Here is a 21,362-nt window from a genome sequence, read left to right on the forward strand (position 1 = left end):
GTCCAAAGGAATTCATTGTACTGCTATTTTACTTTTTCAAACGTTTTTTAACCTCTTCTTTTTCTTCTTCATTAAGAGAAAAATCTACGATAGAGCGTCCCAGCATTAATAACATGATAAACATTACTCCTGTACCAACAATTAAATAAATCATTGTAAAAACTTTAGAATAAGCCGTTGTTGGATATAGTCCTGTTTCGACTCCAGTTGGAATTAAGCTCACTACAGCAAAATACATGGCATCCAACCAGTACCACCCTTCTGTCCCCTTGTAGAATAGAGTTCCTGATAGAATGATTAAAAATAGTGTAGTAAATAATGATAGGAACTGTGGACGTTTAAAGGACCTCCACAAACCTTTTACTAATCTTTTAGCAGATAATATAAATGACAGCATCCCATTCTCCTTTATCAATGGACATACAGCAGCATAGTTAGACTATACTTCGTTTTTTACGAAAACGTCAAAAGGTAGAGGAGACAATCCCCCTACCTTCTAATTATTATTGAATGAGTAGCTGACTAAGATTGGTAAATATTTTAGCTGCTTGACCTCTTGTTGTGACAACCTCAGGTGAAAATTTCCCTCCATCCCCGGTCACGATTCCTAATTCATACAGCATTGTGATTGCACGTTTGGTTTCTGCATTATAAGAAGCAACATCCACAAATGGCACATTGCCTTTTGCAATATACGGCTGATTAGATTGCTGTTCATAGGCGCGATGAATCATTAAAGCTAATTGAGCACGTGTCACAGGGTGTCCAGGCTTAAATTTCCCATCTGTTCCTTTAATAAGACCATGTACATATGCTGCCGCAATTTCTGCCTGTGTTGCTGCATCATAATTTGCGATATCAGTAAATGGTGCTTTTTCTTCAGTAGTTAAGCCAAGACTTCTTACAAGAATGGCTGCAGCTTGGGCACGTGTTACACTACTCTCAGGTCTAAATGTCCCATCTGTATAGCCGTTCATTATACCTGTATTTGCGGCTTTTTGAATATACTCTTTTGCCCAGTGATTCTGTGTATCTGTAAAGCTAACGGTTCCTTTCGTAGTGAAAGTTACTGTAGGATTTTGAACACTTTCATTACCAGCACCATCAATGGCTTTGATAGATACATTGTAGGTTGTATTTTCTATTAAATCTTTGAGCGTAATTGTAGTAGTGTCAGCATTTAAAGTTGAAGTTAATTTTCCATTCACATAGACAAGGTAATTTGCTACGCCTACATTATCTGTCGCTGCTTGCCAGCTAACCTTAACAGTTGTACGATCTTTTACCTCTACTCCGATAGCCTGCGTGACATCCCATAAAGAGCTTGTTTTAATAATGGGTAAAAATGCTTCATTTGCTACCGCTAAATAACCAGCTTCACTTAAATGAATATTTTCAGGGTTTGGTAGATAGTTGGCAACATCCTTTGCAACAACATCATATGTAGGAACAAAAATAGCGCCCGCTTTTTCAGTAGTTGTTTTGATTGTTGAATTCAAAGTAGCTAATAACAGATTAAATTGTTTTTGTAAGTTCGCACTATAGTATGGGAAGGAATTATAATAGCCCATTACATATACTTCAGCTTGTGGATTAATTTTTTTGATTTCAGAAAGAATAGTAGCAATGTTCGATACAGCTTCTTTAGTAGCTTTTATGATAGCCACAGTGTCAATTCCCGTTGTTTGAGATTCTTTTAATATTGGCAATAGATCATTTGCCCCAGCTGTTAATGTGATGATTTCAGCTTCCTTAATAGAAGCTCGTAACTTTGCCTGTTCCTCTGTATAGCCAAAACCAGTCACTGTTTTTGCAACATCATTTTGTAGATCAGCTAAAACATTTTTAGTTGTGTAGCCTGACATAGCAAAGCCCTTATTAAAGGAAGTAAGGAAGCCGTCTTGCTGTAATGCCTGTGCAATAAAATCGGTATAGCCTAATCCAATTACACCTACTTCATTCATCCCATGTGCTAATGAATCACCAAGTGCCACATAATCGGTTTGTACAATCCAACTTGGTGCTATACGGTCACCCTGTCCTTCTTTTGCACTAGCTGCTACAGGTAAAGCTAATTGCAAAGCCAATATACTTGAAGCTAAAAAACGAAATTTCTTTGATAATCTCATTTACTCTCTCCTCTACTTATAAAATAGTCGTTGTTTTCACTATTTTACTAGAGGAGCGATAAAAATAGGTTAAATTACAACAATCTTTTTTAAAACATTTCATTTCTTATCTAATCAACCTGTATCTTTCCATAAATCCCACCACCACCAACTTTAATGGCTAATTGGCCCGTTCTCGCTAAATCGATTAATTGGGCTAGTTTATGTGGCACAATTTGTTCAAGCTGGTCGATTGTTACACGATGCAAAATATTCATTTCTGTACCAAATGCTCCGATTAAACGTTCCATCATTTTAGGACCAATACCTGGAATGAAATCAAGTGGTATCTGATGAATGTAAGGTGGTCTATTTCGCTTATTGGGAAAGTCTTCTGATAGCTCCTGTATACGGGTAGCTACTCCCTTTATAATTTGAGTACTCCCACATTCTGTACAAATGGTAGCTTCTTTACTTAGCTGTTGACTACATTTTGCACAAACTGTTTGATGATATTTGCCAAGCAAAGGATTCAGGCCATAATTGGCTATTACCGCTCGTCCCTGTTGCTCATGCAGAGCCATTTTTAATTCTGTAAAATTCGCTTCTGCTAATCGTAACTTTTGATATTCTCGCGCTAATTTTCCAAGCGAATGTGCATCGGAATTGCTAACGAATGTATATGCTTGTAATTCTTTAATATGACGTACCATATTTGTATCAGAGCTTAAACCTAATTCAATGCCATCAATAAGCTGCGGATCAAAGACTTCAGTTAAACTTCGACGAACCCCTTTGCCAAACAAGCTTTTAAATGGTGTAAATACATGTGCAGGAATAAAAATACCTCCCAATTCATGCACCTTTTGCTGCAAGGTCTTGCCATCACAATAAATACGCTGTGAACTTAAATGGATATTCTTCATATGTTGTGACATCCATTCTGAGAACCGCTTCATGAGCTCTAGTGTAGGAAAGTAAGCAAGCACATGAATAGGACCCTGACAATGTTGATCATAAATTTCGATCTCTGATCCGGGAATCAAAGTTGTTTCCTGAAATCTCAGACCACCTTCTTTAAGTTCTTGCAGTTCTCCGTGTTCAATCATCCTCACCATTTCTTCGATTACTTCTGGTGAGTGACAGTCAATGACCCCAATGATGTCTAATCCCTTTCTTGCACTAGCCGTCTCTAAAATTCGTGCTAATGTTAACGTTTTACTGCCAGTAATTTTCACTGCCCTTCCACTAGAAGTACGTCCAATATGAATATGTAAATCAGCATAGAATTCATTCAATTCAAACACTCCTTTTAGTACATCTATAAAACGAAAATACCTTACATTACTGCAAGGCATTTCTCTTCATTATGATGGATGATTTGTAGTAGTGCTATTATTTGACTCAAAAGCGCCAGAACCGTGTGATGGTGTGGAGGAAGCATCATAGGCAACTAATGTTACACCAATCTTTTCTTCAAGCTCATTGATTTTTTCTAGTTGCTGCGGGTCTAATTGTGCAAACTTAATTTCTGTCATGGCCATCAATCCTTTCAATTATACAATTCCCCGAAATATAGAAAATATACTTCTTCGCATAATTGTGGAATTACAAACGAACATGGATAAAAAAATGACTGATTATCAGTCATTTTTATTGACATTATTTTTCTTATTCTATAACATAATAATTAAGTAAGGCAAAAGTGAGGGATTGCATGTCAAAAGAAGAAAAAATTATTCAAGCTGCCATTGAGGTTTTTCGAGAAAAAGGAATAGAAAAAACAAAGGTTTCAGATATCGTTAAAGCTGCTGGGATCGCTCAAGGAACATTTTATCTTTATTTCCCATCACGCCTTTCTGTGATGCCAGCTATTGCAAAAAATATGGTAGAAAGAATTATTGCTACCTTAGATGAAGGTATTTCAAGTCATAAGCCCTTTGAACAGCAACTTGAAGAGGTTGTGGAAATGGTTTTCTTAATCACGAAAGATTATGGAGATATCGTTGCACTTATTTATGCAGGTATTGCGCAAACTGAGCATTTAAAAGAATGGGAAAATATATATGCACCCTATTATGAATGGATGAGCCATTTCTTATTATCTGGCCAGCAACAGGGAATGATACGTGATTCAATTGACCCAACACGTTCTGCTAAACTGATGATTGGTCTAATTGAATCTGCTGCTGAACAAATTTATTTATTTGACGATAGCAAGGATGAAACAATGAAATTGCTCAAGCTTGAGCTTATAGACTTCCTATCTCACGCACTTGGCCTACGTCACCCATAAAAGTGACGTTCTTTTTTACTCCAAAAATGACTGAACGTCAGTCATTGCATTCCCTAATAGAAAGGATTTTACTTATGAAAAAAGAATGGATGTACGTCGTTTTAACAAGTTTATTTGAATTGCTTTGGGTATTTGGCTTTAACGTAGCAAGCTCATGGTGGCATTGGATAATTATTGTGACAATCATTGCTATAGATTTTCATTTCTTATCGAAGGCTTGCGAGAGCTTACCTACTGGTACAGTCTACGCTATTTTCGCCGGAGCAGGTGCAATCGGTACTACATTAATGGATATTTTCATTTTCGAAGGAGAATTTAATGCCATTAAAGGACTGTTCATGATTATTTTAATATTAGGTGTGATTGGTCTAAAATTAGCGGATAATTCCTCTAAAGTGCAGGTGCAAACGGAAGGAGAGAATGTATAATGGGTTGGGTACTTATTATCTTAGCTGCTTTGTCTGAAATTATAGGTGTGATTGGCTTACGCTTCTATAGTCAGCAGAAAACATTACGAAACTTAATTTTATATATTGGTGGTTTTGGTGTGTCCTTTGCCCTTTTATATGCATCCTTCAACTATTTGCAGTTAAGTATTGCCTATGTTGTTTGGGTAGGAATTGGTACTGTTGGAGCTGTACTCGTAAATATCATTTTCTTTGGTGAATCTAAAAATTTATCACGTATTATCAGTATCATAGCAATTATCATAGGTGTAGCAGGCTTAAAAGCAGTATCTTAATGGCTCTACAATACAGGACGCCACTCTTAAATCGGAAGCGTCCTGTATTCATTTTATTTAATATGGCATGGTTGGATAATAATCAATCCATCCGAGCCAATACCAGTATGGACATTGGCCATTTTTTGAGCCAATTCACAAAAGATATCTTCCTTGTAATCATGCTGGAAAAGATCAAGATAGATATCGCTGTTGCCAATACCATGCATTTTCGTAAAGGCTATTTGCATACAGTCACTCCTTAAAGGATGTTTTATGTATCTAATAGAAGATCTCGCTTTCTATATTTGGCTAAACCTCTTCGTGAACTGTTCAGGAACATATGTAAGATACGGCTTCCCTGTCAGTGGATGTATTTGAATATCTGCAAAAACACCGAATACATCTTGTAGCACTGTTGGGGTAAGTACTTCCTCTGGTGTACCATGGCAAACTATTCGCCCTTGCTGTAAAACGTAAATTTGATCGCAATACATAGCAGCGATATTCAAATCATGTAAAGCTGCTACTACGGTTAAATGCAAGGTCTGAATTAAATCCATAAGTTGAAGTTGATGTTGAATATCTAAATGATTCGTCGGCTCATCCAATATTAATACCTGTGCTTGTTGAGCGAGTGCCCTTGCAACCATGACACGCTTTTTCTCGCCACCAGAAAGCGAACTAAAGCTTCGTTTCTCTAAATGCGATATGCCCGTTTGCCTAAGAGCCTCTTTAACAATTTGAAAATCTTTCTCTTGATCAAGCTCTAACAGCTTTTTATGTGGTGTTCTTCCCATACTGACTAAATCATGCACAGTGAAATCAAATAATACGGGTGTCTCTTGGCTTACAACAGCCAAATTTTTCGCAATTGATTTACTTGATTGCTTTAATATATCTTGCTCATTTAATACTACCGTTCCGCTTTCAGGTTTTAGGAGACGATACATATTTTTTAACAATGTTGATTTTCCGCTCCCATTAGGACCAATTAATCCAACAAATTGCTTTTCTTTTATTTGAATGCTTACATCATGTAGTATACGCTGATCGTAAATGGAGAATGATACTTGTTTCGCTTCTAATGTCATGGACGTTAATCTCCTTCACCGAAAGAATAGTTGTTACGACGGAGAAGCCAAATGAAAAATGGTCCCCCACAAAAAGCTGTAATAATACCAATTGGCATTTCCTGAGGAGCAATAATGATTCGAGCAAAGGCATCTGCCCACACTAAGAATATTCCACCTATTAAAGCACTAATAGGTATGACATATTTATAGTTTGAGCCCACAATTAAACGCACAATATGGGGAATAATCAATCCCACAAATCCTATAGAACCACTAACTGCGACAAGCACACCAGTTAATAGAGATACTAATAGTATTAACTGAATACGGAATTGCTGAAGATTAACGCCTAATGTCACTGCCGCCTCTTCTCCTAGTAATAATAAATTTAAATTACGATAGTGTAGCCACAGTAGCCCAAATACAACCAAGAATACGAAGGCTGGAATCACAATACTATTCCATTTGGCTCCAGCTAAACTACCTAGCATCCAAAACATAACAGCCTTTAAGGCCCCTTCTTGCTTTGACATCATTAAAATAAAGTTAGAGATAGCCGTTAAGATAAAGGACACAGCCATGCCTGCCAATAGCAAGCGGAAAATAGAGACACGTCCCCCAACACGTGATAAGAAAAAAACAAGTGTAATGGCAAGTAATGAACCAAGAAATGCGGATACTGAAAGAGCGTAAATACCTAAAAATGACAAGGCTCCTAAAATAATCACAGAAGTAGCTCCTACAGCTGCCCCTGAAGAAATCCCTAGAATATACGGGTCTGCAATAGAATTACGTACAAGTGCCTGAATGGCTGCCCCTGCAATGGCTAACCCCGCTCCTACTATAGCAGCTAGCAAAACACGAGGTGCTCTTATTTGCCAGATGATGATTTCCTGAGAGCGACTCCAATCTTGCTCGATCGAAGTTTGTATAAAAGGAATTTTAGAAAGAATAACTTTCCATACATATAACGGTGTAACTGAAACTGAGCCAACCATTACAGCAAAGGTCATTGAAACAATTAATACCATGAAAAGTACGAAGGAAAATAACATAAATTTTTTATTCATCTGTTTTAAACTCCTACTGAATATTGATGAATGAAGCAATAAAAAAAGGTATCCCATGCGAAAATGCGCATAGAAATACCCTAGATTAAACAAAGTCAGAAAAATATCCAGCTATTGTCCGTAATTGCTTGCATCCTCGTGGGCATTACAGGTATTACTAAATGGCAGGTCTCCTGGCTTCGATTCACTATCCTATAATTACCTTCCCATTCTTAAACAGTGGCAAATCATATTATAGGATTCCTCGTTACAGTTGCGGGACAGCGTCGGACTTCCACCGACTTCCCTTTTAAGTGACATTCAAAAATGTCACACCAATAGTATTTGAAGTTATAAAATTGTGACGGTTCTATCATACATTTTTATAGATAGATAGTCTACTTCTATTTAACCCAATATTTGAGTTAACTATTAATAATAATAAGGTTGACACAATAGCATTCGTTTTTTACACTAGCAGTAATAACTTATAAAACGAGGTGAAATTCATGGCAACTGTTACACAACATAGTCACCATAAGTTAAGAACTATTGACATTACCTACATTGGATTGTTTTCAACGCTAATGATGGTGGGTGATAATATCACTTCCTTTGCACCCTTTATGGTAGTTGGTGGTGTACCCATTACGCTTCAAACCTTCTTTGCAACTTTAGCAGGGCTTATTCTTGGTAGTAGAAAAGGTGCGCTCGCCTGTACAATTTATATGTGCGTAGGATTGGCGGGAGCTCCTGTCTTTGCTCGTTTCGGTGGTGGAATTGGCCAAATTTTAAGCCCTACCTTTGGGTTTATTATTACATTTATATTAGCGGCATTTGTTGCAGGGTTGATCGTGGAACGAAGCGGGACAAAGAAAAGTTTTATCGTAGCTGCTTTGGTAGCAACGGCTATAAATTATTTGATAGGAACAAATTGGATGTTTTTTGCATATAAGCTTTGGGCAAGTGCGCCAGAGAATTTTTCATATAAGCTCGCTTGGCTTTGGATGATTCCTCCACTACCAAAAGATATTATTTTAGCTATTTTTGCTGGTATCTTCGCCCATAGATTACAAAAAACATTGAAGATCATGCCCATTCAATAGCATATCTCCCCACCTAATTGTGCCAGACTAAAGAAATGTTTTTCATAGGGTCATATCCATCGTTTCTGCACATTTATTTGCTACATTAGGAGCATATAGTGAGGAGGATATCATATGAAATTCAATAAAAGATGGTCAGTCGGACTATTATCAGTAGTCGCTCTAATTAGTTTATCGGCTTGTACAGAGGATCAAACAGAACCAGCGTCCACTTCTAATGAAACTTCTGAAAAAATGGATCATTCTACAATGAACCATTCAAGTTCTGGCGATGTACCAGTAACATTAAAAAAAGCTGAAAACCCGAAATTTCCTGTAGGGAGCACAGCCATTATTACAGATGGACATATGGAAGGTATGAAAGGGGCAGAAGCAACAATAGTAGGTGCCTATAATACAACTGCTTATGTTATTTCCTATGAGCCTACATCTGGTGGAAAGCGAATAGAAAAGCATAAGTGGGTGATTCATGAAGAATTAATTGACCCACAAGAAGCACCACTGGCTCCTGGAACAGAAGTAAAAACGGACGCAACACATATGGAAGGTATGGAAAATGCGACTGTCCTTATTGACGAGGCTGTGCAAACAACTGTATACATGGTCGATTATACTTCCACTACAAGTGGTGAAGCTGTAACAAATCATAAATGGGTAACAGAAGAAGAGCTTAGTCCAAAATAATAGAAATAACCTCTACCTTCAATTCTGGTAGAGGTTATTTCTAGCTTTTATGTTCCATTCGCTTTCTATTTGCAGACTTATGCCATTTATAGCCGATGCCCCAAACGGTTTGCAAGTAATCATCCGCAGGAAAACCACTTTTTCTTAATTTTTCTCGTAAATTACGTACATGTGAATCAATGGTACGATCTTCAATCGTTACATCATATCCCCAAACGGCATGTATAAGGTGTTCTCTAGAAAATGCTCTATTTTGATAATCTAAAAATAGGGCGAGCATGGCAAATTCCTTTGGTGTTAATGGAATTGCCTTATGTTGAAAATATACTTCAAAGGACTCTCGATCTAGACAAAGCCCTTCAAAGTTAATCACTTTTTCTACAGATATCGTTCTTCTTAATACAGCATGTATGCGTGCTAACAACTCTTCCTCATCAAAAGGCTTTAAAATGTAGTCATCAGCACCAAGGTTTAAACCTTTTACAACATCAGCGTGTTCTCCTTTTGCAGTAAGCATAATGATAGGAACATCCCAAAACTTCCTAATTTCCTGGCAAACCTGCCACCCATCCATCTCTGGCATCATAATATCCAAAAGAACTAAATCCACATGTTCTTCTTCTAAAAAATCCAATGCCTCTTGTATAGAAGTCATTGCTCTACAAAGAAATAGTGGTTCCAAATAAAGGGTTAATAAATCTAACATTCTTGGTTCATCATCAATGCATAAAATCGTTTTCATTCGTTTCTACTCCTTTAAATGATAATTCAAAAGTAGTCCCTTTATTGATTTCACTTCTAACCTTTATTTCTCCCCCATGTGCTTGTACAAGCTCCTTGACAATAGCAAGCCCAAGTCCAGATCCACCTAAAGCACGACTACGTGATTTTTCCACTCGATAAAACCGATCAAAAATATATGGTAAATCCTTCTTTGGAATTCCTTTCCCTGTGTCTTCAACGGTGATGCTTAAAATTCCACTGTCTTTTTTTACAGTGACTGTAGTCATATCTCCTGGCGCACAATAGATTAATGCATTATTTAATAGATTAATCAGGATTTGCTCAAGTCTTGCTTCATCGGCACATAGTGTTAAGCCATTATCACAACGGACAACCAAATAGATACTTTTATCTTGAAAAGCGGGACTTAATTTTTCTTCAATGCTTGTGAAAAACGGCTCTAAATGTAAGCAATGTTTTTCAATTACAAATGAGTTTTCATCCATTTTCGCTAAATCAAATAAATCTTTAATTAATCTAGAAAGTCTATTTGTTTCTTCTATTATAATAGCTAAATACTTTTGACGATCTTGCCCTGTTAAATCCCGTTTAGCAAGAATGTCTGTATAGCCTTTAATAAAAGTTAGCGGTGTACGAAGCTCATGTGCAATACTCGATAAAAACTCCTTACGCTCTTGCCTTAGATGATTTAAATCATTGGATAAAAGCTGGATAGCATTTGATAAATCCCCAAGCTCGTCTTTTCCATTCGTTGAAAGAGCGACTGTAAAATCACCCTTACTCATTTTCAATGTAGCCTCTTTCATTTGAATAAGTGGTTTAGCCAACTTGCGAGATAGAATAACAATGACTGCAATACTGACAAGACTAGATACAATACCCACGATGAGAAAATGCTTATTGAGCCGTTTCATTAATGCATGGATGGAATCGGTATTTTGAAACATAAATACATAGCCAATCGTTCCTTGCTGATTTTGAATAGGGCTTATGGTCGCAATAGCTTTAACTTCTTGCCAATTGTCTTGTAAAACCCTTCCTTCATAAGGTATTTCCCCCTCTATCTCACGAATCAGATCACTCATTTCTTGATGTGGTTGTGAGGATGCAAGGATTGTTCCGAAATGGTCAGTCACCACGACATCTGTACTTGCTTCTGATTCCATAAGAACGACATGTGCTAATGTTTCATTATTGAAGTTCTGTTCTAATATAGTACGATGTGAATTTCCTCTCGCTTGTAAACGCTCTAGTTCCTCTTCCACTCTAGAATTCGTCAGGGAAACATGCAAAAAAAACATCATAAAGGTTTCAATACAAAACAATGTGATGAAAAAGATAATGCCAAGCTTTAATGATAATTTTCTCATCCGTAACCACCATTTTAGAATTTCTTAAAAGTATATCCTAAAAGTGTGAAGATTTCATGCAGAAGTAGCATCTTTCCAAACAAAAAATGCCCATAAGTATATTGTATACTTATGGGTTAGATTTTAATTAAACGTATTTTTTTGCCCAGCTTAAGAAATTATCAATGACTACGTCAAGGAATTTCACTGTACCTTCATCAGTTAAATTGCCTTCTTCATCAAATTTAGTGTGAACAGCACCAATATAAACGTCATTGCCGCTAAGTAATGGTGAGTTAATGCCTGGAGAGAATAAAATATCACGTAAATGTAATTGTGCTTTTACAGTACCTAAGTTCCCCATTGATGCACCCATAATGATGGATGGCTTGCCAATCATTACTTTATCTACACGAGATAGCCAATCAATAGCATTTACCATAACCCCTGGAACTGTACCATTATATTCTGGTGTAACCCAAAGTACAGCGTCTGCAGCTTTTACTTTTGCTTTAAAATCAAGAACTGCTTGTGGAGCCTCATTTTCAATATCTTGATTATACATTGGTAGGTCCTTTAAGCTTAATACTTCAAGGTCTAACTTTTCTGTATAACGTTTTTGAATAAATTGAGCTAATTGCATATTATAAGATTCTTTACGGATACTACCTACGATTGCTACTACTTTCATGATGTTTCCTCCTAAATGTCCATTATTCATAGTATTTGTATAGCTATTGTATTTTATACCATTTCAATAATAAATGGCAAATTCTTCAACTGGCTTACGATATCCACGTAATCGACGACTGCTCTCTTTTTCTTTCCCAATAGTAATCATTAAGGCTATTTCATGTGTTTCTGGCACATTGAATAGCTCACGCATTTTCTGATTATCAAAGCCAATCATTGGACAAGTGTCCCAACCACGATTTTTCGCAGCTAGCATGAATAACATAGCAGACAAAGAAGCATTACGAATGGCTTCATCTTTCATGAATCCTTCACCGCCATCCTCATAAAATCTTGTATTCTCTGCTACAATATCCTCTAGTTCGCCCGCTGTAATTATACCTAAATCCACCATGCCTTGACTTAGCTCAGCAGTATTTTTATATGCTTCCTTGTCACCTAGTACAAGAATTACACCTGAAGCTGAATGCACTTTATATTGACCATATGCTGCCTCTCTCACCTTTTCTTTCATATCCTCATCCAGCACAACAATATAATTAGCATGCTGTAAGTTAAATGCTGAAGGGGCAAGCTTAACATCCTCCAAAATAGGACGTATATCTTCTTCAGTCATCTTAACGTCCTTGATAAAATTATTAGCAGAGCGACGCTTATCAATCAGCTTGGAAAATTCCATTTTTTATCCCCCAATACAGTTATGTATACATCCAGTGGGGCTTATCTTTCCCAGCTGGATGAAATTGTGTTACTCATATTCTTTATCGAACATAATGGAACTTCTTACAGTGTCAATCGGACGAACAAGACTTTCAATCTGTTCACGTTTTGGTTCTAAAAACGGTGGTAATGACAGTTTTTCTCCTAATGTTTCATATGGCTCATCGCCCATAAATCCTGGACCATCTGTAGCCAATTCAAATAAAATCTGCGGAGCTACTCGTGCATACAATGATTCAAAGAAATGACGATTTACATAGCCAGAAGTGTGGAAACCAAAACTTTCCAAACGTGCAGTCCATTCATCTAATACCGCACGATCCTCTACACGAAAGGCAGCATGGTGAACAGTACCAAAACCTTGACGAGCTACAGGTAACACTGTGTTGTGCTGGACAATAATCTGGGCGCCATTTCCTCCCTCACCTACTTCAAATAAATGGAAGTCCCCTTCTTCTGCAATCTCTGTAAAGAGCAATACATTTTCTAACACATCCTTAAAGTATTTAAAATTAGCGACACGGACAAAAACTGGTCCTAAACCTGTAATGGCATACTCAAGTGGGATGGGGCCATTTTGCCAAGGCGTACCTGCTGCCACACCTGTATTGTGCTCATCGGAAATTAACTGATAGTGCTGATCATCAAAATCTACGAAAGATAGTGTTTTCTTACCAAACTGTTCTTTCATACCTGTATGCTTCACATTTAAACGGTCAAAGCGTTTTATCCAATAATCTAAAGCAGCATCCGTTGGTACACGGAAAGAAGTCTTTGAAATTTCATTTGTACCATGTACACCTTTTGGGATATTAGGGAAATCGAAGAACGTCATATCTGTACCTGCACTACCCTTATCATCTGCAAAGAATAAATGGTATGTTTGAATATCATCCTGATTCACTGTTTTCTTTATTAAGCGCATTCCTAAAACATAGGTAAAGAATTTATAATTTTCTTCAGCACTACTTGTGATAGCCGTTACATGGTGTACACCTTTTAAATGATTCATAGTATGCTCCTCCTACATATCTCGATATCGAGATATATATTTAAAATTTTTTATTGGTTATTGGCGTTCTTGCCAACTTTTTTAAGTGATAAAATCATGTTGTCCAGCTCCTGAGCTTCCAATACTTCAAATATCTCATTTATTTTCTGTTCATGCTTAGGGAATATTTCCTCCATCAAAACCTGCCCCTCAAGCGTTAGTAATACATACGTAACACGGCGATCTCTTGGACATGCCTTACGGTACACATAGCCCTTTTGCTCGAGCTTATCTATCACATAGGTAATACTACTGCTTGCAATTAATATTTTTTTACCAATCATTTGAACTGGTTGTTCTCCATGATGATATAAAAATTCAAGAACCGAAAATTCAGTTTGATTTAAATCGAATTGAAGTAAATCTCTTTTAGTAGCATCTTGAATCGTTTGATATGCTCGGAACAAGACCGTAAATGCTTTTAAGTTACGATTGTTTTGCTTCATACGACTCCCTCTTTTTACTTCGAATTTAATTATCTTTAATTCGAGATAATAATAACATATACATTTTTGAACAGCAAACAATTTGTTTCTTCATGTTTGCCATCTTTTCGTTCGGGTAGAAGGTAGTTGTAACTTATAAAGGAGGATTCTAAATGAAAAAAGATGTCAATCAAAAACAACAACAGCTAGAAGCATTCCGAGTAAGTGATAAAGATCAACCTCTCACAACCAATCAAGGATTAAAAATATCGGAAGATGAGCATTCACTAAAAGCAGGTGAGCGAGGACCCACTTTACTAGAGGATTTTCATTTCCGTGAAAAAATGACTCACTTTGACCATGAACGAATTCCTGAACGAGTAGTACACGCACGTGGCTCAGCCGCTCATGGAATTTTTGAAACATATGAATGCGCAAGTGATATTACAAAGGCACAATTTTTAAATGGAAAAGGAACTAAAACCCCTGTTTTTGTCCGCTTCTCTACCGTTGCTGGATCTAAAGGCTCTGCAGATACTGTTCGTGATGCACGCGGCTTTGCTACTAAGTTTTATACACAAGAGGGCAATTATGATTTAGTTGGAAATAACATACCAGTATTTTTTATTCAAGATGCTATTAAATTCCCCGATTTTGTACACGCTGTAAAGCCCGAACCAAATAACGAAATTCCACAAGCACAAAGTGCCCATGATACATTTTGGGATTTCATTGCAAATAATCAGGAGTCTGCTCATATGGTTATGTGGCATATGTCAGATAGATCGATTCCACGAAGCTATCGAATGATGGAGGGCTTTGGTGTTAATACTTATCGCTTTATCAATGCCGAAGGAAAAGCCCACTTTGTTAAATTTCATTGGAAACCTGTACTTGGGGTAAAATCATTAGTATGGGATGAAGCACAAATCATAGCTGGAAAAGACCCCGATTTTCATCGCAGAGATTTATGGGAATCGATTGAACGTGGGTATTTCCCAGAGTGGGAGCTTGGTGTGCAACTTATTCCCGTTGAAGATGAATTCAAATTTAGCTTCGATATTCTTGATGCCACGAAAATATGGCCTGAAGAAGAAATTCCAGTACGCATCCTTGGGAAAATGACCTTGAATAAAAATGTGGATAATTTTTTTGCAGAAACAGAACAAGCCGCATTCCATGTCGGTCATGTTGTACCTGGCATTGATTTTTCAAATGATCCTTTATTACAAGGTCGTTTATTCTCCTACACCGATACACAGTTAATACGACTGGGAGGTCCTAATTTCCATGAGCTTCCTATTAATAAACCAATCTGTCCATTTCATAATAACCAACGAGATGGCTATGGCCGACAAACCATTAATGTGGGACAAGTTAGCTACCATAAAAATTCCTTAGCCAATAATACACCACATCCTGTTTCTGAAGCAGATGGTGGATATAAGCATTATGAAGAAAAAGTTGAAGGGCATAAAGTACGTGCACGTAGTGAGAGCTTTAAAGACCATTTTTCTCAGGCAAGATTATTCTGGCTTAGTATGACTGATATTGAGAAAAAGCATATTATCGATGCCTTTAGCTTTGAACTTGGCAAAGTAAAAAATAAAGCGATTCGAAAACAAGTTGTAGACATGTATGCTAATGTCAGTTACTCACTTGCTTCATCTATCGCTGAACGAATTGGTATAGTTCCACCTGTAGAAGTGGAAGTACCACATATTCAACAAATTTCTCCTGCTGTTAGCCAAGTAATCAATGCAAAGGAAAGTGTCAAATCTAATAAAGTAGCTGTAATTGTTACAGAAAATAGTAGTGAAAAATTAAATGAACTTATTGCTACATTTTTAAGTGAAGATATCGTAGTTGAACTAGTAAGTAATAAACAAGGCATAGTAAGCGGCTATGAAATTCACGAAACATTTGCTACTACCTCCTCAGTTCTTTATGATGGGGTTTATGTTACAGGAGCCTTTCAAAATTCCTATGAACAAGCTAAAGCAGAACAGTTTATTGAACAAGCCTATCAGCACTGTAAAACAATAGGTTATACGGAAAATGTTTTATTTTTACAGCATATAGCCAATAAACATGGGGTTGCAAACGATCCAAAGTCTTTTGTTCATGCCCTTGCTAAACATCGACATTGGGTACGAGAATGTAAATGAATGAAAAGCCAGCTAACTGATTAAATCAGCTAGCTGGCATATTTTTATTATTTAATCCGTTTAAATTCCTTTTCATTGCCGTCTACAAATTCGACATCCACTTCAATGGATTGATAGTTATCTTCAATATTGAATACTTTGATTACTTGATCAATCACTTCGTCATTAGGTGTAGTAGAATCAAAATTCAACTGCTTAAATAACGGCTCTAATTTAGTATAAGCTTCATCGCCCTGCAGTTTTTCATTTTTTCGATCATCCTCTAATTTTGCTTCTATTCCTGTTTTTTTATCTTCATATTCTACCTCATAAGACTCCGTTGCAGAGTAATCAACATCTAATGAAAACTCTATAAAATTAAATGTCACTTGGTCAGTGGGCGTCTCACCAGTCTGTTGAGTAGCATTCTGATCTGCTGGAGCGTTTGCAGGCACATCATTTACCTCATCCTTATTACAGCCGTAAAGAATAACAGTCATTAAAGAAATCACTAAAATAAATTTCAATTTCAATTTATTCACTCCTTTCTTTACTTATTATTTCCCCATTCTTCTACAAACTAACCTAAAAAGGGCATCTCCTACAATTAAGGAGATACCCTTTTCATGGAATGCGACTTAATAATAGAAGTTACGATCCACTTTATTTTCTTGAATAGCTTTTGCTAAACGAACTGTTGACACAGCCAAATCGGCATATGACACACTCTTGCTAGCATTAAAGTTATTTTGCTGTGTATCAATCAGACCCATCCCATTTGCTATTGCTATATAGCCTGTATACGCTGGATCAATAGATGCTGAATCCGCAAAGTTTAATTTGTAAATATCCTTATACTTTGCAACATTCTCCAATTGCATTGCTTTAACAGCCCATACCGCTAGCTCTTGACGATTTAATGCTTCATCCAAAGCGAATTGGTTTGCTGGTTGTAAAATTCCCATTCTTACAGCTTGTTCAACCACTCCATATAATGGATGGTTTTTATCGATATTGCTGAAGGTTTGCTTTTCACCATCGCCACTACCAAAATGGCCATATGTTAAAGATTTTAGTAGAATCTTTAATGCTTCTCCCTTTGTCACAGCAGCATCAGCATTAAAGTTTGCTATATCTTTTACCTCTAATACATTTTGATGTAAAAGATAGTTTAATTCATTGGCTGCTGTTGGGTGTGAAATAGATGGTTTTTCTTTTGAGTCATCTACCTCATACAACCATTCACCAGTAATTGCATCAATCTGATTAACTAAGCTACCGTTGTAAATTGGAGCATAGACTAGATCATAATGTTGTTTACCTTCAGTATCTTGTTTTATATATTGTAGTTGTAATGTAAGGGCCTTACTATATGCTTCTTTTGCTTTATCAGCAGAGATTACCTGACTAAGAGAAGGCCAGTTATTAATCTTTTGCTTATTAACATTCAATGAACGTAATGACCCATCAGATCCAATACCTACGTTTATTTCATCTCCAACAACTGCAATCCCGTTTACGATGCGTGGGAAGGAGAAGTAATAATCTTTACTATAATCATCATATACAGGATCATCAATTGGCATCGAATACTCATGTAAATAGGATGGAGCCCATTGCTTTAAGTATTCAATCGCCTTTGCTAATGCCGCATCCTTAGAGAGGGTAGTTGTTTTGTCAGTGTTGATAAAATCTCTCATAATATCGTGATACTGCACGATATCGCCTGTTGCCTTATTAATTTCGAAAGAGGTACCAGACCCGCCATTATTGTACATATACATGTAATTTACTGTATAAACCGTTTCACCATTGTCATTTTCTCTTTCGTCAACCATATCAATCGTGAGCTTTGCCTTGTCTTCATCAACTTTTAATAAATTTTTAGCGAATTCCTCAACCTCTGCTACTGTCATACCGCTTTTTCTTGGTGGTAATTGCTGTGAGGATATTTTCTCAACGCTTTTCGTCTTTGGAACTTGTGTAGAGAAGCCATTCGTTGTTTGCCATTGACCTGTTAAAGCATGTACACCATTAAATCCTGTTGCTGGCATATAGACAAGCTTCACATTACGTTGATCGCTAAAATAGTCAACGTAATAACGAAGTTCAACTGCTAAGTTATCCCGTACTTGTGCTACAATTTCTTCCTCATTTTTTTTCTGGCTTGAGCTATCAAAGGTTGCTTTACTTAAAGATTCTGTATTACGATACATTCCTGTTATTTGACCATTAGCAAGAACATCAATAGTGATACTTTGATCGCCAATAAGCACTCCATTATATGTTGGTGAATAAACAAATGAGTAGGTAATTGGTTGTGATAATGGACGATTAATGTCATTGTAATAACCGAAGCCATCTTCACGGAGTTTATAGTTCTCTATTTTCGCAAATTTTCTTAGGAAGTCATCTGCAATTTTTTTTGCTTCAGTCTCTGAATATTTTGCGGGATATACTGCTTCAGCGATATTAGCTGGCTGATAATAGAAATTTTCTAACTCCAAATCTTCACCTTTAAATGTAAAACCACCATATACATCTTTACCATTTACTGTTTTATGGAAGTTTAAATCATAACGGACCGTTGTATCATCTCTAAAGAAATGACCGCCTCCAGAATTAAACTCATTGTCAGCTACAAATTTGAACTCTTCAGGGAATAGTGCACGTAATTTGTTAATTAGCATACCTTTTGTCACTTTTGTCTCTGAGGCAGCCAACTGTATTGCAATACGCTCTGAAGGTTCTTTCACATTTGCAGAAGCTTGTGAAACGGGTGCTAGAATACCAACAGAAAATGCAGTAGTTGTTAAAATAATACCTAACTTTTTAAATTTACCCAAAATATCCCTCCTAAAATACTATTTACCATTATTATAATATATTTATCCATAATTAGATATGGAATTTACAGATAATTTCCTCTTTGAAGAAAATACATTGGGTAATCTGTCCCTTATACTTCCTTATCTTATTTCTTTACTACATCAAAATTAGCACCAATTAATACCCAATTCTGAGGGAATGGTAGTCCTAATTTCCAATAACCAATACCACGAAGGTTATATTGTTTAATGAGATTGAATTTAGCTTGAATAGATCTAGCATCTTCAAACCATACCATATGCGCTCTACCTTGCTCATCATAGTATTCAAAAAACGGTGCTTGGGCTCTCCAATCATACTGAATTGCTGCATTATAACGTTTAGCAATTTCAATGGCTCGCTGTGGACTAAGTGCTTCTGCAAAGGGTCCCCCCTGGACAAAAGGTAACGTCCAATCGTAGCCATATAAATTTTGCCCCAACATAATTTTGCCTGCAGGTATTTCACTAATCGCATATTTTACAACTGCCTCTACCTCTGGGAGAGGTGAAACGGCCATTGGTGGGCCAGCTGAATATCCCCATTCATAGGTCATGAGTAAAACAAAGTCCACGATTTCCCCATGTGCCTTATAATCATGTGCAGCTGTCCATGGTCCTTGCTCACTATCACTTGTTTTTGGCGCTAATGCCGTAGACACTGTATATCCTTGAGCATGGAATTTTTCAACAGCTCTTCTTAAAAAATTGTTATAGGCTTGTCGTTGATCTGCTGGCAAATTTTCGAAGTCAAAGTGGATATCCTTAACATCCCCTAGTTGCTTTGCTTCTGCAAGAATATTATCAAATAGTAAATCTTGAACAGCTATGCTTTGAAAAATATCTCTCGCTAATTCACCACTAAAACTAAAATTCTCCAAATTAGAAATAACCATTGCCATTGATGCTCCCGTATCATTGGCAATTTGTGTTACACCTTGGCTTGGTGGCCTCTGTAAAGTACCATCACGCCTAGCTTCATAGCTAAATAAAGCTAAATATGTTAAATTAGGACCCGCTTCCCTCGCTTGATTCAAGAGTGCCTCACTAACTGATGTTCCTCTCGGCTCTAAATAGGCTAAGGTTTCTGCCCTTGTTTTTGGTGGTTGTGGGATGTATAATCTCGTTCCAACTGCTAATGGTTGATTGGGATTAATGCCATTTACTTGTGCAAGTGTTACATAATTAATACCGAAACGTTGGCCAATTGACCATAAGCTATCACCTGGCTGTACATAATAAAAGCTTCCGACAATCGGGATTACAAGAGCTTGCCCCACAACTAAACGATTTGGCTCTGGAATTTGATTGGCATCTATAATGCTCTGAACCGTAGCCCCATACGCCTGTGCAATTCCCCATAAAGACTCACCAGCCCGTACAACGTGTATTTGAATGATTTTGCCTCCTTTTAGCTTGATAAAATCATACCTATAAAGCTTATGAAATCAGAGATGAAAAGATGTCTTTCAACAACTACACAAAAATAGACCACTATTTATAGCGGATGAATATTGGACTGTATTATGTCAGCTATTTAATACAAAGAAAATCATATAAATCCAATCTAATCCAAAGCGAGTCTCTTTCATGAAAGAATTTACTTTTACGTATGTATGTCTATAAAGTTACCTGAGTAATATATTCTGCTTTTTACTCCGTTATTAGTATAAATAAGCGCAAAATGATACTTATCTAGATAATATTAATCGTACAAATGTTCTATTTTTCATATAATCTGAGGCAAAGTGTCACCCACTTTCTACCCTACCAATCAAGTGTAGCAGGCTACTTTTTGTTACGCTTTTCCCAAATTTTTTTACGCAACTAGCGTCATATGCCTTATTCTTTTCCCTGTTCTCACTCTTGTATAATGAAATTATTGTAAGGAGGTGTTAGATTGCGTTTATTTTACCAGCAAAAAGTAATCGGTAAGAAGTCTCGTAAACTTGAAAAAATTCCATTTTCAATTGAAGAGCCCGTCATAACGTTACAAGACTTACTTGTTCAGCTTGTTACACAGCAGGTTCAACAATTTAATGAGAAAATGGTAGATACACCACTTCATCTTTATTTAACGGATCAGCAACTAGAAGACGCAGCTCAATATGGCAAAGTACATTTTGGAGAAAAGAAAAAGGATACTGTACAGTCAGTTAATCAAGCTATTTCCACAATGCTTCAAGCCTTTCAGGACGAGCTGTTTTTAGTCCTTCATAATGAAGAATCTTTAAATTTTCTTTCTACACCATTAAACATACAGGAGGACGATGTCTTTACATTTATTAAACTTACTATGCTTGCAGGACGAATTTGGTAAGGAGGG

General features: G+C 36.7%; 23 protein-coding genes and 1 riboswitch. Of the genes, 7 read left to right on the plus strand and 16 right to left on the minus strand.

Annotation, left to right across the window (positions count from 1 at the left end; genetic code table 11):
* Positions 1-28: 28 nt before the first annotated feature.
* The 4 genes from PSR12_RS20920 to PSR12_RS20935 form a co-directional block, all read right to left on the minus strand.
* Positions 29-397: an ion channel gene (locus PSR12_RS20920; RefSeq protein WP_221682989.1), complete on the minus strand. Its 369-nt coding sequence runs from the start codon at positions 395-397 to the stop codon at positions 29-31.
* A gap of 106 nt (positions 398-503) precedes the next feature.
* Positions 504-2,129 (minus strand): S-layer homology domain-containing protein, encoded by a 1,626-nt coding sequence (locus PSR12_RS20925; RefSeq protein WP_274770387.1) that lies wholly within the window; start codon positions 2,127-2,129, stop codon positions 504-506.
* A gap of 110 nt (positions 2,130-2,239) precedes the next feature.
* Positions 2,240-3,406: an endonuclease Q family protein gene (locus PSR12_RS20930; RefSeq protein WP_274770388.1), complete on the minus strand. Its 1,167-nt coding sequence runs from the start codon at positions 3,404-3,406 to the stop codon at positions 2,240-2,242.
* Positions 3,407-3,475: 69 nt separating this feature from the next.
* Positions 3,476-3,646 carry a hypothetical protein gene (locus PSR12_RS20935; protein ID WP_221682992.1) on the minus strand — a complete coding sequence of 57 codons (171 nt, stop codon included), beginning with the start codon at positions 3,644-3,646 and terminating at the stop codon, positions 3,476-3,478.
* 179 nt (positions 3,647-3,825) lie between these two features.
* Between PSR12_RS20935 and PSR12_RS20940 the strand changes: the two genes are divergently transcribed.
* The 3 genes from PSR12_RS20940 to PSR12_RS20950 all read left to right on the plus strand — a co-directional run bounded on the left by PSR12_RS20940 (position 3,826) and on the right by PSR12_RS20950 (position 5,146).
* Positions 3,826-4,404, plus strand: a complete 579-nt coding sequence (locus PSR12_RS20940) for a TetR/AcrR family transcriptional regulator (RefSeq protein WP_274770389.1) — start codon at positions 3,826-3,828, stop codon at positions 4,402-4,404.
* A gap of 74 nt (positions 4,405-4,478) precedes the next feature.
* Positions 4,479-4,832 carry a DMT family transporter gene (locus PSR12_RS20945; RefSeq protein ID WP_274770391.1) on the plus strand — a complete coding sequence of 118 codons (354 nt, stop codon included), beginning with the start codon at positions 4,479-4,481 and terminating at the stop codon, positions 4,830-4,832.
* The gene (locus tag PSR12_RS20950) at positions 4,832-5,146 is read left to right on the plus strand and encodes a DMT family transporter (protein WP_221682995.1); all 315 of its coding nucleotides are present in this window, start codon (positions 4,832-4,834) and stop codon (positions 5,144-5,146) included. Before PSR12_RS20945 ends, PSR12_RS20950 begins: the two co-directional genes overlap by 1 nt.
* A 53-nt stretch (positions 5,147-5,199) precedes the next feature.
* Here the strand turns inward: PSR12_RS20950 and PSR12_RS20955 are convergent, their stop codons facing one another.
* From PSR12_RS20955 to PSR12_RS20965, 3 genes are read right to left on the minus strand one after another with little or no spacing between them, the layout of a single operon-like run.
* Complete coding sequence (locus PSR12_RS20955; protein WP_274770392.1) at positions 5,200-5,376, minus strand: hypothetical protein; 177 nt, start codon at positions 5,374-5,376, stop codon at positions 5,200-5,202.
* A gap of 51 nt (positions 5,377-5,427) precedes the next feature.
* Positions 5,428-6,219, minus strand: coding sequence for a heme ABC transporter ATP-binding protein (locus tag PSR12_RS20960; protein ID WP_274770394.1), 792 nt, complete (start codon positions 6,217-6,219; stop codon positions 5,428-5,430).
* Positions 6,220-6,224: 5 nt separating this feature from the next.
* The gene (locus PSR12_RS20965) at positions 6,225-7,271 is read right to left on the minus strand and encodes a FecCD family ABC transporter permease (protein ID WP_274770395.1); all 1,047 of its coding nucleotides are present in this window, start codon (positions 7,269-7,271) and stop codon (positions 6,225-6,227) included.
* Between the two features lie 146 nt (positions 7,272-7,417).
* Positions 7,418-7,605: riboswitch (cobalamin riboswitch) on the minus strand.
* A 154-nt stretch (positions 7,606-7,759) separates the two neighbouring features.
* Here PSR12_RS20965 and PSR12_RS20970 point away from each other — a divergent pair.
* Positions 7,760-8,356: a biotin transporter BioY gene (locus tag PSR12_RS20970; RefSeq protein WP_274770396.1), complete on the plus strand. Its 597-nt coding sequence runs from the start codon at positions 7,760-7,762 to the stop codon at positions 8,354-8,356.
* Positions 8,357-8,470: 114 nt separating this feature from the next.
* Positions 8,471-9,040 carry a YdhK family protein gene (locus tag PSR12_RS20975; protein ID WP_274770398.1) on the plus strand — a complete coding sequence of 190 codons (570 nt, stop codon included), beginning with the start codon at positions 8,471-8,473 and terminating at the stop codon, positions 9,038-9,040.
* Positions 9,041-9,080: 40 nt separating this feature from the next.
* Here PSR12_RS20975 and PSR12_RS20980 read toward each other — a convergent pair whose 3' ends face one another.
* From PSR12_RS20980 to PSR12_RS21005, 6 genes are all read right to left on the minus strand, one after another.
* Complete coding sequence (locus PSR12_RS20980) at positions 9,081-9,782, minus strand: response regulator transcription factor (protein WP_274770399.1); 702 nt, start codon at positions 9,780-9,782, stop codon at positions 9,081-9,083.
* Complete coding sequence (locus PSR12_RS20985) at positions 9,760-11,154, minus strand: sensor histidine kinase (RefSeq protein ID WP_274770400.1); 1,395 nt, start codon at positions 11,152-11,154, stop codon at positions 9,760-9,762. Before PSR12_RS20985 ends, PSR12_RS20980 begins: the two co-directional genes overlap by 23 nt.
* Before the next feature lie 127 nt (positions 11,155-11,281).
* On the minus strand, positions 11,282-11,824 hold the full coding sequence (locus PSR12_RS20990; protein ID WP_048394950.1) for an NADPH-dependent FMN reductase: 543 nt from the start codon (positions 11,822-11,824) through the stop codon (positions 11,282-11,284).
* Positions 11,825-11,887: 63 nt separating this feature from the next.
* Positions 11,888-12,505 carry a nitroreductase family protein gene (locus tag PSR12_RS20995; protein ID WP_221683002.1) on the minus strand — a complete coding sequence of 206 codons (618 nt, stop codon included), beginning with the start codon at positions 12,503-12,505 and terminating at the stop codon, positions 11,888-11,890.
* A gap of 69 nt (positions 12,506-12,574) precedes the next feature.
* On the minus strand, positions 12,575-13,558 hold the full coding sequence (locus PSR12_RS21000; RefSeq protein ID WP_274770402.1) for a ring-cleaving dioxygenase: 984 nt from the start codon (positions 13,556-13,558) through the stop codon (positions 12,575-12,577).
* Positions 13,559-13,608: 50 nt separating this feature from the next.
* Complete coding sequence (locus tag PSR12_RS21005; protein WP_257520651.1) at positions 13,609-14,043, minus strand: MarR family winged helix-turn-helix transcriptional regulator; 435 nt, start codon at positions 14,041-14,043, stop codon at positions 13,609-13,611.
* Positions 14,044-14,195: 152 nt separating this feature from the next.
* Between PSR12_RS21005 and PSR12_RS21010 the strand changes: the two genes are divergently transcribed.
* Positions 14,196-16,190: a catalase gene (locus tag PSR12_RS21010; RefSeq protein WP_221683005.1), complete on the plus strand. Its 1,995-nt coding sequence runs from the start codon at positions 14,196-14,198 to the stop codon at positions 16,188-16,190.
* A 47-nt stretch (positions 16,191-16,237) separates the two neighbouring features.
* Here the strand turns inward: PSR12_RS21010 and PSR12_RS21015 are convergent, their stop codons facing one another.
* The 3 genes from PSR12_RS21015 to PSR12_RS21025 form a co-directional block, all read right to left on the minus strand.
* Positions 16,238-16,702 carry a YusW family protein gene (locus PSR12_RS21015; protein WP_221683006.1) on the minus strand — a complete coding sequence of 155 codons (465 nt, stop codon included), beginning with the start codon at positions 16,700-16,702 and terminating at the stop codon, positions 16,238-16,240.
* Between the two features lie 105 nt (positions 16,703-16,807).
* Positions 16,808-19,015, minus strand: a complete 2,208-nt coding sequence (locus PSR12_RS21020; protein ID WP_274770406.1) for a YcdB/YcdC domain-containing protein — start codon at positions 19,013-19,015, stop codon at positions 16,808-16,810.
* Between the two features lie 128 nt (positions 19,016-19,143).
* Entirely contained in the window at positions 19,144-20,316 is a 1,173-nt protein-coding gene (locus PSR12_RS21025; RefSeq protein ID WP_407717045.1) for a glycosyl hydrolase family 18 protein, read from the minus strand.
* A 620-nt stretch (positions 20,317-20,936) separates the two neighbouring features.
* On the opposite strand from PSR12_RS21025, the gene PSR12_RS21030 reads away from it, so the two are divergent.
* Complete coding sequence (locus PSR12_RS21030) at positions 20,937-21,356, plus strand: hypothetical protein (protein WP_274770408.1); 420 nt, start codon at positions 20,937-20,939, stop codon at positions 21,354-21,356.
* Positions 21,357-21,362 lie beyond the last annotated feature (6 nt).

Origin of the sequence: Lysinibacillus sp. G01H (assembly GCF_028872195.1) — a bacterium.
Classification (GTDB): Bacteria; Bacillota; Bacilli; order Bacillales_A; family Planococcaceae; genus Lysinibacillus; species Lysinibacillus capsici.